This window comes from Leptolyngbya sp. NIES-2104 (assembly GCF_001485215.1).
Taxonomy (GTDB): domain Bacteria; phylum Cyanobacteriota; class Cyanobacteriia; order Leptolyngbyales; family Leptolyngbyaceae; genus Leptolyngbya.
In genome coordinates, this window is sequence record NZ_BBWW01000001.1 from 4,519,054 (window position 1) to 4,533,189 (window position 14,136).

Sequence of the window (14,136 nt, forward strand, 5' to 3'; positions counted from 1 at the left end):
AATCATCACTTTAGAATTATGTTGATTGACTTTGCTAAAGAAGGAGTCAGCGGATATCAACGAGTCTTCGATCGTGCTCCCGAATTAACGAGTGTAGCGACGGGTTGGGATGGAATCGGCTTTGGGTATGACTACATGCCACCCGGAGAAACGACCGAAGTGATATCCATGCAACATACGCTTGCTATCTTTACGCATACGAGCAAATCTCAATGGGCAGAGCGATCGATTGATGGCAAGTTCCACCGCGAACAAGTTGCGAACGGCAATATGATTCTGGTTCCGGCTCAGGTTGGCTGTCAGAGTCGCTGGTTTGATTGGGGTGGAGTGATTTTCTTTAGCTTTGATCCCTTCAAAGTGCATCAAGCGATCGAGCATTCTCACATTGAACTCATTCCACAATTTGCACTCAATGATCCGCTCGTTCATCAAATCGGACTATCACTTAAACTGATTTTAGAGCGTGATAGTTTTGTAAGTCGCCTGTATGGTGAATCGTTAACCAATACGTTAATCATTCATTTAGCAGAGTACTATTCAACGCGGCGAATTTCCATTCAAGAATATACAACTGATTTATCTCGATTTCGTTCTGTAATTGATTATATTTACGCTCATTTGGATCAGGATTTGGGATTGAGTGAATTAGCTGCGATCGCGAAAATGAGTCCACACTATTTTTCTCAGCTATTCAAACAAGCAACTGGATTGACCCCGCATCAGTTTGTGATTCGGGCGCGGGTCGAACGGGCAAAGGAATTATTGATTCGAGGAATGTCGATCGCAGAAGTTGCCAAACAAGTCGGATTCGTCGATCAAAGTCATCTGCATCGACATTGTAAAAAGCTGCTGGGAGTCACACCGAGAATGATTCAAAAATCGTAGGAAGAATCTACAAAAAACGGACGAATTTACAAGACTGATTTGAATGAATTTCTGATAGTGAAAATAAATATCAGGAGTTCAAACAATGGGCTGGATCGAAACTAAAACTGAACCGATGGTGATCAATATAGGACCTCACCATCCTGCAATGCACGGTTGTTTTCGCATCATTGTCACGTTAGATGGCGAAGATGTGATCGATTGCGAACCTGTGATCGGTTATCTTCATCGCGGCATGGAAAAGATCGCTGAAAACCGCACCACGACGATGTTTATTCCCTACACGAGTCGATGGGACTACTACGGCGGTATGTTCAACGAAGCAGTCACAGTGAATGCTGTGGAGAAACTTGCTCAAATCGAAGTTCCAAAACGCGCTCGATATATTCGGATGATTTTGCTCGAACTTACCCGGATTGTGAATCACTTATTGTGGCTCGGTCCGTTTGTGGGAGATGTGGGAACGCAAGCATTGTTTTTTCCGACGATGCGCGATCGAGAACTCATCCTCGATCTCTTTGAAGCGGTTTCTGGCTACCGCATGATCAATCACAACTATTTTCGCGTGGGAGGAGTGGCAGCCGATTTGCCGTATGGATGGGTTGATAAGTGTGCGGATTTCTGTGAGTACATGCCGCCAAAACTGGATGAATATGATCGATTAATGAGTGATAACCCGATTTTCAGACGGCGGACTGAAGGGGTGGGCGTGCTCGATCGAGAAACTGCAATCAATTGGGGAGTCACTGGACCCATGTTACGGGCTTCGGGCGTGAAATGGGACTTACGTAAAGTGGATCACTACGAATGCTATGACGAACTCGACTGGAACATTCAGTGGGAAACCGCAGGTGATTGTTATGCCCGATATCTTGTCCGAATTCGAGAAATGCGAGAGTCAATCAAAATCATTCAGCAAACTCTAAAAGCTTTACCTGGTGGTACTTATGAAAATTTAGAAGCGAAACGAATGGCAGCAGGTCCGAAATCTGAGTGGAATAGCACTGACTATCAATTCATTGCTAAAAAAATTGCACCTACTTTCAAAATTCCGAAAGGTGAACATTATGTGCGAGTGGAATCGGGTCGAGGCGAACTCGGAATTTTCATTATCGGGGATGACAACGTATTTCCGTGGCGGTGGAAGATTCGTCCTGGAGACTACAACAATCTGCAATTGCTACCTCAATTAGTGCAGGGAACCAAGGTTGCAGATATTTTTGTGATTTTAGCGAGTATCGATTTAGTCATGGGGTCAGTCGATCGCTAAAAAACCCGCCATAATGAAACCAATCAGCGAAATCGATCAATATCGACCCAAATTTCACTGTATCCTCATAGAGAGTTTTAAGGAAATCAGCGATCGTGGCGACAAAAGGACAACCCGTTTCTAAAGGCTTTGGGGTAGGGCTTCAAATCTGGCTCTTGTTCCTGATCAGCCTCTATGGATTGGGTTATCCAGCACTTTTCAGTATTGCGCTCGGTGCGATCGGGGGGACTGCCAGCGGTTTTATTGTCGATTGGTGGCTTTCTAAAGAAGAAAACATCGAACCGACCCGCAAACCTGCCAGCGACACAGGCGTTGAAGAAGAAACGCGACTCCGCAAACGTCGCCACAATTCTGCCCTGAATCACCGCAAACGCCGCAAAGAACGCGAACCTGTGACGCTGAAAACAATTACGAAATTCTTCCAGCGTCCCCAGGAAGATCGCAACGAGGACAACAGTTAGTCACCTGGATCGAAAACGATTTCGTAGATGGCTTCGGCATTTAGTCGGTTTAAGGCTTGAACGTGGTCGATCGCATCATTTCGCTTGCGACATCGGCACACGACAATTCGCTGCATTTTTGGCAACAGTTGAACAACGCACCAGGGAGAAAGACGCTCTTGATAAGTCATCGTCTACCTCCGCGCCAAAGTGCAGAAGTTTCAACGCATGACGAAACTCTTGGTATCATGTCTGTACCTCATTTGTGGGTGAGATCGTTCTTGAGTTTTCCAGGCTGGGGGACGATCTGTTTGGTTCATTAGAGACTCAATCGAGTCTTTCCAACTTTATTAAAGGACTCAATTGAGTCTTTGTCAATTGTTTCGATGGGATTAATCAGGCTAAGAATTCGCGAGTTTGCAGATGAGCGAGGATGGACACTGAAGGAAGTTGCAGAACGCTCTGGACTAAATTACAGCACTGTAAAAAACTACGTTCAACGTGACGCAATGACGATGACGGATTACACAGCGATTCTTAAATTGGCGCGTGCATTTGGAGTGTCGATCGAAGAACTCGTCGAAGTGTTGGAAGAGTAACATCTTCGAGAATATTTGAGCACTCTTCGTCGTTGGCACAGCCCGCCCTGAAACGAATTTCAGGGCGAGAGTCCAACGTAGCGAAAAAACTCTCCATACGTCTGAAACACCCCCTTAACCGCACTGTCCCCGCTGTCGCAACAGATGATCACACAGCACCAACGCCACCATCGCCTCAACCATCGGAACCGCTCTCGGCAACACACACGGATCATGTCTACCCTTCGCCGCTAACGTCACCGCCTCCCCCGTATTCGTCACAGTCTTCTGTTCCTTCCGAATCGTCGCAGTCGGCTTAAACGCCACTCGAATCACAATATTTTCCCCGTTCGAGATGCCCCCCTGCACCCCGCCCGATCGATTCGTCACAGTCCGAATTCGTCCTTCCTCATCGGTGTAAAACTCGTCATTATGTTCGCTCCCAGTCATCAGCGTTCCAGCAAATCCCGAACCGATTTCAAATCCCTTCGTCGCTGGAAGAGACATCACCGCTTTCGCCAAATCCGCCTCTAACTTGTCAAACACAGGCTCACCCAATCCGATCGGAACTTGACGCGCTACACACTCGACCACGCCGCCGATCGAGTCTCCCTGTCCGCCCATTTGCTGAATTAGATCGATCATCCGCTCTGCACAATCCGCATCAGGACAGCGAACAATATTGCTTTCAACTTGTTCTAGAGTGACCGTATTCGGATCGATCGCGCTTTCAAGGTCTTTAATCCGTTTCACGTATCCAACAATTTCGACACCGAACTGGTTAAGAATTTTTTTCGCGATCGCACCTGCCGCCACCCGTCCGATTGTTTCTCGTGCCGACGATCGACCGCCACCCGCCACCGCTCGGATGCCATACTTCGCGTCGTAAGTCGCATCTGCATGAGACGGACGATACTTTACTGCCATATCGCTGTAATCTTGCGATCGCTGGTCTTTGTTGCGAACCAAAATCGCGATCGGCGTTCCTAATGTTTTCCCGTCCACAATTCCAGACAAAATCTCGCACTGATCCGCTTCATTTCGAGGAGTCGTAATCTTGCTCTGACCCGGACGACGACGATCGAGTTCGACCTGAATTTCTTCTGCTGAGAGTTCGATCAACGGCGGACACCCATCGATCACCACCCCAACGCCGCCACCATGCGACTCACCAAAAGTACTAATCCGAAATAAATGCCCGAACGTGCTACCCATTGTGAATTTTCTGCTTGATTAAGGTTTCGATCGTACCGGAAAAGTGCCTACCTCAAGATAGATCCTCTACTTTTATGAATCTTTAGCCCTTCAATCTCGTCTTTTATAGAAAGGGGAATTCAATTAACAATGATGTCTTTAAAAACTACGCTTCTAGGTCTTGGAATGGCACTCTTGCTCAGCACACCTGCATTAGCGGCTGAGCGAGTCATTTTCAAATATAAAATTCTACGCGAATCCGTTTCGGTGCCAGAACTGACGACGTTCGCCCAAACAGGTCAAGTTTCACCGGATTTGCAAACTTATTTTCGTTTGTCGGGTCAGCGTCCTGAAACCGTTCGTCAAACGCTGACTCGTCCGATCAAAGTTGATCCGGTCTTGCTCGATCGCGTTCTCAATAGCCCACTTGGAAACGGTGTTCTCGATCAGCTCGGTCAAGCAATCCAAACTCCAAAAGGTGGAGCCGAACGCCAAGCCCTCCGAGCCGCTCTAACGCTTTCTGCCAGCGGTGACAGTACGATCACAATTTTAGAAATTCTGCAAAACTATCCGACTCAGGAAGTGGTGGTCGATGGCGATCGCATTGAAACGGCATACCGTCGATTAAATGAATTTGTCGATCGCTTACGAAATCCGCTGGGTCGTATTTTCCGCTAAAAAACAAAGCAGTTGATCGTATGATCAACTGCTCAACTAGAAATCAAAAAAATCTTAGTAAGCCAAGGTTTCAAGCGTCTCGCGCAAATATTGGTGTACCAGAGCATCCAAATCGGTTTCCTGACAAGTCCGATCGATTTGCCAGCGTTGAAAGCCAGAACTTTCTGCGATCGCTAACTTCAAACTGTTCCACATCTGAGAGTCACTGAGTTGGGCAGAGTCGATTGAATTAGAAGAATTTGCCATGAGATACCTTAGTGTGAGAGAGCAACAGACGATGTGGAGCATTTTATCAAACGCCTGCAATACATCCAGGATAACCTACATACCTGTAGTGTCTGTACTCCTGAAGACATTTTGAGCCAAGCCATCGGTATGTCAGAATTTGGCAAATACCGAAAAATTGTATGAAACGCTTTTTCTTTCTGAGTTTGATCGCGATCGTCACCGTCGTTCCAGTTGCCCGATCGTTTCCGCTCGATCAAACCTCTCAAGGCATGGTGACATCCGCCCATCCCTTAGCGTCCGAGGCAGGTTTATCGATGCTCAAACAAGGCGGAAATGCGATCGATGCTGCTGTCGCGACCACGTTAGCAATTTCAGTCGTAGAACCTTTCTCAGCGGGAATCGGGGGCGGTGGATTTCTCTTGTTCCATCAAGCTCAGAAGCAAGAAATGAAAGCGCTTGATTTTCGGGAACGTGCGCCGATTAAAGCGACCCAAAATATGTACTTAGATGCTCAGGGAAAGCCGCGTCCGAATGCCAGTACAGATGGATATTTAGCGGTTGCGACACCGGGAACGATCGCAGGACTTTATCAAGCGCATCGGCAATATGGAAAACTGCCCTGGAAAACCGTTGTCGCTCCCGCGATCGCAATCGCGGAATCTGGCTTTCCTGTGAGTCATCGATTCACCGAAGCTGTGGAATTTCGCAAACTTCAGAACCCGGAAGCCCGCCGGATTTTTACTCGCAATGGGCAACTCTACCGACCGGGTGAAATTCTCAAACAGCCCGATTTAGCCGCGACTTTGAAAGCGATCTCGACTGATCCAAACAGCTTTTATCAAGGCAAGATTGCGAGTGCGATCGCTCAAGATATGCGCTCGAACAACGGTCTAATCACTCTTGAAGATCTCAAACAATATCGTCCAATCTGGCGCACTCCGGTCTGTGGAAATTTCCGCCAGTCGCGGGTTTGTTCGATGCCGCCACCTTCTTCAGGTGGAGTTCATCTCCTGCAAATTCTCAATCTCATCAGCGACACCGATCTTAAATCACTCGGTTGGCGCAATCCTGATGCCCTGCATTTATTCGTGGAATCGATGCGAATTGCTTACGCCGATCGCGCCACTTACTTAGGCGATCCCGATTTTGTCAAAGTTCCAGTGAATGCCCTAATCAGTCCCGAATATGCCAAACTGCGACGACGAGAAATCGATCCGAAAAAAGCGGCAACCCAAGTTAAACCGGGCGATCCAGCCATTATTCAGAAACTTTCACGTGAATCAACCGAAACGAGTCATCTAACCGTTGTGGATCGCGATCGCAATGCCGTTAGTCTCACATTTACAATCAATCTCGGATTTGGTGCAGGCATTGTCGCCAAAGGGACCGGAATCGTTCTAAACAACGAAATGGATGATTTTGCGATCGCGCCAAACACTCCCAATGCGTTCGGATTAGTTGGAGGACAAGCGAACGCGATCGCACCCCGAAAAACGCCGCTTTCCAGCATGACTCCGACGATCGTCACCGAAAATGGCAAACTCCGAATGGCAGTCGGCGCACCGGGCGGCAGCACAATCATCACCACTGTTTTGCAAACGATTCTGAATGTCTTGGTATATGACATGGATGTGAGAAACGCGATCGCGGCTCCTCGAATTCACCACCAATGGCAACCAAATCAATTGAACGTTGAGGAGCGCGGGCTTGACCCATTAACGATCGCAGAATTAGAACGGCGAGGACACAAGATTCGACAGCGCGGAAAATGGGGAAATGCAAATGCGATCGTCGTTCTGCCAGATGGTTCGCTTGCAGGAGCGGCTGATCCACGCGGTGAAGGGGTTGCGGCTGGATACTAGATCAATTCAACGTTGATGATGCTGTGTTGTTATCGTCGAATTAGTTTTGCAACATCTATTTGAATATCTGGGAAACATACAGGGCTAATGTTGCCGCTGGTTAGCGTTGACTTCTGCTGATACTTTCCCTGGACTGGTTCACGAAAGACTATCAGTTCTCTAGTTCTAAGATTAATCACCCAATATTCAACGATGCCTGCTTCCGCATAAACCTTACTTTTGATCTTCAAATCCTTCTCTAGACTTGAATCCGAGTATTCAATCAGCCAAAAAATGTTTTCGGGGTAGGGATGATGATCGAAGTAAATGTCCTCTTGTGGGTCAACAATGGCTAAATCGGGTTCAGGCTCCGAGCGGTTGGACAATGTGATCGGATGTCCCACGCGCACGATCGCCCGTTCATCAAGAAGGCGCTGCAAATAGCGAGATGAGCGATCGCTAAGTGACGAGTGAGGAACGCCTTCAGGGGACATATCGATCAATTCTCCATCCAATAATTCAACGGGCACTTCATCAAACACACCCGCCTCTACCGCTTGGTGATAACGGTCGATTGTCCATTTGTGAATGATGTTCATCTGCGATCGTGCCTCCCGTGTAGATTCTTCTGGGCGCTACTTCTGAAGCGTAACATCAAAAAAAGGAGCATTTAATCAAATGCTCCCCTTTCAAACTTGATTCAGTTCAGTTATTCGCCCCAACCATCGTTTCGATTCGTGTCGATCGGGCGATAGTCCACATACCCCCCATCATCGGGCTGGTTGATATCTTCGATCGCATTATTCCGGCGCGGACGAGCATTATTTCTAGCGGAACTGCGACGAGTCGGACGAGCCTCTTCACGCGGCTCCTCGAACGACTCATCCCGACGCGATCGAGGATTCTTCGAGGCAGGTCTTAAACGGGGTTCTTCTGCGCGGCTTGAGCGCTCCCGAATTGGCGGACGATCGTCGTACTCATCTTCACGTGCAGGTCTGCGACGGTTGCCTTCTCGTAATGGAGTCCGAGATTCGCGATTCGGAAAGCTCACGGTGTAAGGCTCATCTTCAAACGCTGCCGTATATTGAGAGCTAACAGGTCGATCGTCATCTACGATCGGGGTCGTACGTTTCGCCTGCTCGGTCGAGATCTGGCGCAGTCTCAAATTCTCAAACACAAAATAGATCGCGGCTCCACTCAGCAGCACTTGACCAAACTGCATAATCGGATCAAACCGCCAGCCATAGAAGATCAAAATCAATCCACAGAGCAGCCCGACTGCCGAAAAGAAAATATCGGAATCACGGGCAATTTGGGGACGAAAGGATCGCACAGCGTAAAGGGAAGCCCCGCCCACCGCTAGGACAATCCCAGAGATACTTGCCAAATTGAACTGAAAATTAACCATGTCCGGTCTCCAAGGATAAGTCCATGTTAGCGGCTTCTATCCAATTTCTCCACGAGAATCACACTTTTGGATAAGCGAAAACCTCAGTCTGAGCGACAAGCGTCAGGCTCTGAGGTTTCACTCCAATATAACTGGTCGAATCAAGTTGACCAGAGTTTCTATCCAAAATTTCTAGGAACGTTGAATCTTATCTTTCTGACTGACGAAAATGAGAAACGCAGTCGCAGGAATCACAACGATCGCAACACCTGCTGCCAAACTAAGTAGAAAATTCATCAAAGAAGGGGTCATACTGCTCCGTCCTTATCAACAACACGCAAGTCATCATAATTTTAATGGTTTGTCATGTTTTTGTATAGCGCAGAGATCCAGCAAGAGACAGCATTTTCTAGGGTGCGCTTCTCGGTAGAATGAAATTAGAGTTACAAAGCTTAAGAATTTGGCGGTAAAAGTGTATGGATGTGACCTCGATCGCGCTTCTGTCTCTCAGTATTCTGCTCGGTGCGATGACGTTTCTGTTTATCTTCCGAATTGTGCTGACTTGGTATCCACAAGTCGATCTGGAGAAATTTCCGTTTAACTTGATTAAGATTCCTACTGAACCATTTTTAGCGCCGACTCGGAAGGTGATTCAACCGTTGGGCGGCGTGGATATCACCCCGATTTTGTGGGTGGGAATTTTCAGCTTGCTGCGCGAATTGTTGCTCGGTCAGCAAGGCATTTTCACGATGATGTTCTAAGTGGAAAATTTAAACGAATGCCGCCCTGAGTCAACATTTGGGCGGATTTTTCTTAACGCTAATCTTTGCCCGACATCATCACTTTATCGACAAAGTTTGTATAGATATCGCCTTTCTGAAATTCCGGGGTTTCGAGAATCCGTTGATGAAAATTGATTGTAGTTGGTAATCCCGTCACCGCACATTCTCTTAGAGCGCGTTTCATTCGCAAAATTGCAGAAGGTCGATCGCTGCCCCAGACAATTAATTTACCAATCAGTGAATCGTAGTACGGCGGAATCTCGTAATCGGTGTAAACGTGAGAATCCATCCGCACACCGGGACCGCTCGGAGGCAGATAACCGCTAATCCGTCCGGGACTGGGGCGGAAATTGTGATCGGGATCTTCGGCATTAATCCGACATTCGATCGCATGTCCGCGTAGTTCAATTTCGTCTTGGGTAAATCGCAGCGGCTCCCCTTGAGCGATCCGAATTTGTTCGGCAATCAAATCGATGCCTGTGATCATTTCTGTGACTGGATGTTCGACCTGAATTCGGGTATTCATCTCCATAAAATAGAAGTCACCCGATCGATCGAGCAAAAATTCCACCGTTCCCGCGCCGATGTAGCTGATCGATTTTGCGGCAGTCACGGCAGCATTCCCCATGCGCGATCGCAGTTCCGGTGTAATTGCCGAACTCGGTGCTTCTTCTAGTAATTTCTGGTGTCGTCGCTGAATCGAACATTCTCGCTCACCCAAATGCACTACATTGCCGTAACTGTCTGCAAGAATCTGAAACTCAATATGTCGCGGATTTTGGACGAATTTCTCCACATAAACACCCGGATTACCAAACGCCGCTTCTGCTTCTCCCTGAGCGGCATGGAATAACTTATTCAGTTCATCATCCGACGGAACCAGCCGCATTCCTCGACCGCCTCCGCCAGCGGTTGCTTTAATAATGACTGGATATCCGATCGCTCTTGCGATCTCCCGCGCTTCTTCTTCACTGTGAACTAATCCCTTACTGCCCGGAACCGTGGGTACTCCGACCTGCTGCATTGTTTTCTTCGCGGTCGATTTATCGCCCATCGATCGAATCGCGTCAGGAGTCGGTCCAATAAATGAAATCTGGTGATCGGCGCAGATTTCCGCGAATCGAGCGTTCTCGGCTAGGAAACCATAGCCCGGATGAATCGCAGTGGCATTCCGAGTCAGGGCAGCAGCGATAATATTGGGAATGTTGAGATAGCTTTTGCTGCTGGCAGGTTCTCCGATGCAAACGGCTTCATCGGCTAACTGAACGTGAAGCGAATTACGATCGATCGTCGAGTGCACCGCGACGGTCGAAATTCCGAGTTCTTCACAGGTGCGAATGATTCTTAGGGCAATTTCCCCCCGATTTGCAATCAGAATTTTTGAAAAACGCATGTTCAGTAGCCTAGATCCGTAAATGTAAGAATAGAGCGAATAGGGGTACAGTGCGTAGATTTTTGCTCATGGGCAGTTACAAGTCGGGAGCTGACGCATCACCGCAGGCGCGATCGCACTCCACAGCGGCGTATTGATTCCGGCTGTATCAAGCGCCTCGGCTGACCAAGTATTACAAGTTCGCAATGCAGAATAATAGCCAGTCGCAGCGAAAAAACCGTCAGTGGTTGCGGCTCCCGCTTTCACGTAAATTAATTTGCCTTGAGAATCTCGTGCGAAAGAGTTCTGAAGAAAATTGACAAAGCGCAGATACTGTTCTCGATCGACTCCCACACATCGAATATTTTCTGGCTTTGCACTGTAGCCCTGAACATACATCACCGAAGCGTTTCCGGGTTTCAATAAAACTCGACCGATGTCCAAGACATTCATCTGTGACCAATCGGAAACTTCGGTATACCAAATACGATCGCCCCAGCCCATTTTGAGGTAACGATAGTTCTCATTCGTATCACTCCCAATTCGTTGAAGATTTAAGAACTGTCGCCAATCGTAAACACCGTTATCTACTGGCATCACTAGATTGACGTGCATCGCGTCTCCTTGAACATAAAGGCGATACGGCTGATTGTCACAAGATGCAGTTTGAGTCCAGCGGCGCGGTGTGAAAAAGCCGATCGTCAATCCACTTGCTAGTAACAAAACTCCACACAAGACCCCCTTACCGAGACGGACAAACGCAGTACGATACTTCATAGACTTTTAAGGGTAAACATTATGGGCAGAAAACCCACTCCCACTGAAAAAAGAGTGACGCTATCGGGGGTGAGTTGGCAATCGTTCGAGGAATTGCTGGGCGAACTAGGGCAGACTCGGACAGCGCGTTTAACTTATGACCGTGGCAAGCTCGAAATGATGACACCGCTCGAAGAACACGATCGCTGTTTGCGATTGATCGAGTCTCTCATTTTGGTGTTAGCAGATGAACTGTATCTAAAAATTTATTCACTCGGTTCTGTGTTGCTGACACTTCCCGATCTGGGACGTGCAATTCAACCCGACGCGATGTATTCGCTGCAAGAGGTACGACTTCAGAAACGGGCGGAACTCGATATGAATCGAGCAGAGCCGCCGGAATTGGCGATCGAAGTGGCGATCGGAAAAGGAGCACTCGATCGAGAATCAATTTACGTATCGATGGGTGTTCCTGAAATTTGGCGCTATACGACCACCGTTGGCGATGATGTGCTAAAAGGCAGTTTGCAGATTTATCAGCTTGAGGGTGATAGGTACATTGCGACTGCCAATAGTAGATTATTTCCCGCCTTGCCAGGAACGCGAGTCCTAGAATTTTTAGAGCAGAGTGATACGATCGGGCTTGCTCAAGCCTTGATCGTGCTACGAGAATGGAGCAAAGAGCAACTTTAAAGTTTGCTATCTCAGCTTTAGACCAAACAAAAATCGCGCCCCGTTGAAGCGTCGAATGAATACCTCATACAGCGCGATCGTGGCAATGATCGAAGCTGTGCTGATGATCAAGAACTTTGTCATCACATCTGCATTCCAGCGCACGACGTAAAATGCGATCGTCACTAAAACGGTTTGATGTAGCAAATACACCGGATAAGCTGCCTCGTTTGCATAAGAGAGCAGCTTACTGTTAACGTTCAAAAATTTTCGTCCCAATCCTAGCACCATCAATACCCAGAACCAGCTATTGCAGCCTCGAAAGCATTGATACAGGACATAGTTCACCGAGTAGGCGCGATCGGGAATGAGATCACTTTGCCATAGACCGAGAAACAATGCCATGCAGAGAATTGCTAATCCTGACGCGATTCCTAAATGTTTGTCGATCGCATCACCGAATCGAGCATCTGAGCAAATCAAATAGCCATAGATAAAGTACAGCAAATACAAACAGACATTTGCCCAGTCGTCATATAGGTTTTGAAACCCGATCCAATGCGGTCGTAAACTACCTTCGATCGCAGCTAAAGGCAATGCCATCAGCAGAATAACACCGGGTTTTTCAATCCAATTGGCGAATGTCGATCGTAGTAGTGCATCGGGTCTTCGCAAATGCAGCAATAGCGGTAGTGCAATCAATGAAAACGTCAACAGATAGACCAGAAACCAAAGATGTCCCCATTCAAAGTTGCCATAGGGACGAATTCCATTGAAGAACTCTGGATAGAATCGCCAGTACGACTGTTTGTAGGTGGACTGATCGAGCAGTCGCAAATACACTTGAGGCGGAATCAGCACCAGCGTTCCAAACACAAATGGAATGAGGAGTCGCTGACAGCGTTCTTGAACATACTGCTTCGCAGAGCGATAAGACAGTGCGAACCAAGTCCCTGCACCAGAGATCAGGAAAAATAGCGGCATGTGCCACTGATGCACAAATAGCACAAAACCATTCATCACCGGACTCGATCGAGCATTTTGAATGTAAAACTCGCCTAAGTCCCCTCGATAGAACACGGCAGCCGCATGAAAATAGATCAGTAATACAACTGCCAGCACTCTCAGCCAATCAAAGTCATAACGACGCGACTGAGTGAATTGATTATCTTCGGTTGCTTGCATAGAATTACAACGCTCTAATACCAAATCGCTCCTTGAGCATTACAGATCTTCAAGCCCCCTAAATCCCCCACGAGTGGGGGACTTTGATGGTAAAAGTTTCTCAGAGACAAGGAACTGTTTTAGGTTTCAAAGTCCCCCAGAATGGGGGATTTAGGGGGCGAAGGATTTGTAGCATTAACAAACTGATTTGGCATAACCTTCCTCAGTTTAATCAGGAACCTGAGTTTGCTCGATCGACATTTTCGTGGCGGTTGCAATCATTAATTCCCAAGCTAGACCGATCCGAAATCGAGTCGCACGTTGAATTTGAAAGCCTGTTTCATTCAGAAGATGGTGAAATTCAGCCTGGGTGTAACAGTGTTCATGAGCAGAATCGAACCGCTTCAGAACAAAATCGTAGATGCGGCAAAGCCAATCATCTTTACACCAATCAAGAATAATCAATTCACCGTCTGGTTTAAGAACTCGTTTCATTTCGAGCAGCGCAGCAGACGGATTCTCAAAGTAGTGAAAAGCACTGGCAGAGATGACCGTATCAAAAGTACGATCGCTAAAAGGTAATGCCGTAACCGAAGCAATGTGAAACGAAACATTCGGATAATCACGGCACTTCTCTTCGGCAATTTCCAGCATTTTCTCAGACAAATCAATACCTGTGATCTGTTGAGTCGGATGCTCCAGAAGTACTAAGCGCTCAAAGGTTCCAGTTCCACAAGCAACATCTAGCACCGTACGAGTTGAGTCAAGCTGCGCCCAGTCTTTGAGAAACGACAAGGATTTAGAAATATAACGACTCCAAACGCGATCGTAGATCCTCGCCATTCGGTTATATTGTTGACGCACATTCGTTTCCATAAACCCAGTTAAA

18 protein-coding genes are annotated in these 14,136 nt (G+C 47.5%); 8 read left to right on the plus strand and 10 right to left on the minus strand.

Annotation, left to right across the window (positions count from 1 at the left end; all coding sequences use genetic code 11):
• Window positions 1-18: 18 nt before the first annotated feature.
• The 3 genes from NIES2104_RS21630 to NIES2104_RS21640 all read left to right on the plus strand — a co-directional run bounded on the left by NIES2104_RS21630 (window position 19) and on the right by NIES2104_RS21640 (window position 2,616).
• Entirely contained in the window at window positions 19-885 is an 867-nt protein-coding gene (locus NIES2104_RS21630; protein ID WP_072218112.1) for an AraC family transcriptional regulator, read from the plus strand.
• A gap of 85 nt (window positions 886-970) precedes the next feature.
• Window positions 971-2,155 (plus strand): NAD(P)H-quinone oxidoreductase subunit H, encoded by a 1,185-nt coding sequence (locus NIES2104_RS21635; protein ID WP_059000293.1) that lies wholly within the window; start codon window positions 971-973, stop codon window positions 2,153-2,155.
• A gap of 95 nt (window positions 2,156-2,250) precedes the next feature.
• The gene (locus NIES2104_RS21640) at window positions 2,251-2,616 is read left to right on the plus strand and encodes a hypothetical protein (RefSeq protein ID WP_059000294.1); all 366 of its coding nucleotides are present in this window, start codon (window positions 2,251-2,253) and stop codon (window positions 2,614-2,616) included.
• On the opposite strand, the gene NIES2104_RS32455 is transcribed toward NIES2104_RS21640, so the two are convergent.
• Window positions 2,613-2,786: a hypothetical protein gene (locus NIES2104_RS32455; protein ID WP_192843615.1), complete on the minus strand. Its 174-nt coding sequence runs from the start codon at window positions 2,784-2,786 to the stop codon at window positions 2,613-2,615. The two genes, NIES2104_RS21640 and NIES2104_RS32455, sit on opposite strands and share 4 nt — an antisense overlap.
• A gap of 180 nt (window positions 2,787-2,966) precedes the next feature.
• Here NIES2104_RS32455 and NIES2104_RS21645 point away from each other — a divergent pair, with 180 nt between their 5' ends.
• The gene (locus NIES2104_RS21645; protein WP_263971008.1) at window positions 2,967-3,194 is read left to right on the plus strand and encodes a helix-turn-helix domain-containing protein; all 228 of its coding nucleotides are present in this window, start codon (window positions 2,967-2,969) and stop codon (window positions 3,192-3,194) included.
• 114 nt (window positions 3,195-3,308) lie between these two features.
• On the opposite strand, the gene aroC is transcribed toward NIES2104_RS21645, so the two are convergent.
• A complete protein-coding gene (aroC, locus tag NIES2104_RS21650; RefSeq protein ID WP_059000296.1) occupies window positions 3,309-4,388 on the minus strand; it encodes a chorismate synthase in 1,080 nt (359 codons plus the stop codon).
• 129 nt (window positions 4,389-4,517) lie between these two features.
• On the opposite strand from aroC, the gene NIES2104_RS21655 reads away from it, so the two are divergent.
• A complete protein-coding gene (locus NIES2104_RS21655; protein WP_059000297.1) occupies window positions 4,518-5,045 on the plus strand; it encodes an alpha/beta hydrolase in 528 nt (175 codons plus the stop codon).
• Window positions 5,046-5,099: 54 nt separating this feature from the next.
• On the opposite strand, the gene NIES2104_RS21660 is transcribed toward NIES2104_RS21655, so the two are convergent.
• Window positions 5,100-5,240 carry a hypothetical protein gene (locus NIES2104_RS21660; RefSeq protein ID WP_304608008.1) on the minus strand — a complete coding sequence of 47 codons (141 nt, stop codon included), beginning with the start codon at window positions 5,238-5,240 and terminating at the stop codon, window positions 5,100-5,102.
• Window positions 5,241-5,452: 212 nt separating this feature from the next.
• Between NIES2104_RS21660 and ggt the strand changes: the two genes are divergently transcribed.
• A complete protein-coding gene (ggt, locus tag NIES2104_RS21665; protein WP_059000299.1) occupies window positions 5,453-7,135 on the plus strand; it encodes a gamma-glutamyltransferase in 1,683 nt (560 codons plus the stop codon).
• 29 nt (window positions 7,136-7,164) lie between these two features.
• Here ggt and NIES2104_RS21670 read toward each other — a convergent pair whose 3' ends face one another.
• The 3 genes from NIES2104_RS21670 to psbX all read right to left on the minus strand — a co-directional run bounded on the left by NIES2104_RS21670 (window position 7,165) and on the right by psbX (window position 8,813).
• Entirely contained in the window at window positions 7,165-7,713 is a 549-nt protein-coding gene (locus tag NIES2104_RS21670; RefSeq protein ID WP_059000300.1) for a Uma2 family endonuclease, read from the minus strand.
• Between the two features lie 110 nt (window positions 7,714-7,823).
• A complete protein-coding gene (locus NIES2104_RS21675; RefSeq protein WP_059000301.1) occupies window positions 7,824-8,522 on the minus strand; it encodes a Ycf66 family protein in 699 nt (232 codons plus the stop codon).
• A gap of 171 nt (window positions 8,523-8,693) precedes the next feature.
• Complete coding sequence (psbX, locus tag NIES2104_RS21680) at window positions 8,694-8,813, minus strand: photosystem II reaction center X protein (protein ID WP_059000302.1); 120 nt, start codon at window positions 8,811-8,813, stop codon at window positions 8,694-8,696.
• Between the two features lie 164 nt (window positions 8,814-8,977).
• Between psbX and NIES2104_RS21685 the strand changes: the two genes are divergently transcribed.
• Entirely contained in the window at window positions 8,978-9,262 is a 285-nt protein-coding gene (locus tag NIES2104_RS21685; protein WP_059000303.1) for a YggT family protein, read from the plus strand.
• A 58-nt stretch (window positions 9,263-9,320) separates the two neighbouring features.
• Here the strand turns inward: NIES2104_RS21685 and accC are convergent, their stop codons facing one another.
• Window positions 9,321-10,676, minus strand: coding sequence for an acetyl-CoA carboxylase biotin carboxylase subunit (accC, locus tag NIES2104_RS21690; protein WP_059000304.1), 1,356 nt, complete (start codon window positions 10,674-10,676; stop codon window positions 9,321-9,323).
• 66 nt (window positions 10,677-10,742) lie between these two features.
• The gene (locus NIES2104_RS21695; protein WP_059000305.1) at window positions 10,743-11,432 is read right to left on the minus strand and encodes a TIGR02117 family protein; all 690 of its coding nucleotides are present in this window, start codon (window positions 11,430-11,432) and stop codon (window positions 10,743-10,745) included.
• Window positions 11,433-11,453: 21 nt separating this feature from the next.
• Here NIES2104_RS21695 and NIES2104_RS21700 point away from each other — a divergent pair, with 21 nt between their 5' ends.
• Complete coding sequence (locus NIES2104_RS21700) at window positions 11,454-12,104, plus strand: Uma2 family endonuclease (RefSeq protein WP_059000306.1); 651 nt, start codon at window positions 11,454-11,456, stop codon at window positions 12,102-12,104.
• A gap of 6 nt (window positions 12,105-12,110) precedes the next feature.
• Here NIES2104_RS21700 and NIES2104_RS21705 read toward each other — a convergent pair whose 3' ends face one another.
• Window positions 12,111-13,268 (minus strand): acyltransferase family protein, encoded by a 1,158-nt coding sequence (locus NIES2104_RS21705; RefSeq protein WP_059000307.1) that lies wholly within the window; start codon window positions 13,266-13,268, stop codon window positions 12,111-12,113.
• Window positions 13,269-13,475: 207 nt separating this feature from the next.
• Window positions 13,476-14,123 carry a class I SAM-dependent methyltransferase gene (locus NIES2104_RS21710; RefSeq protein ID WP_059000308.1) on the minus strand — a complete coding sequence of 216 codons (648 nt, stop codon included), beginning with the start codon at window positions 14,121-14,123 and terminating at the stop codon, window positions 13,476-13,478.
• Between the last annotated feature and the right edge of the window lie 13 nt (window positions 14,124-14,136).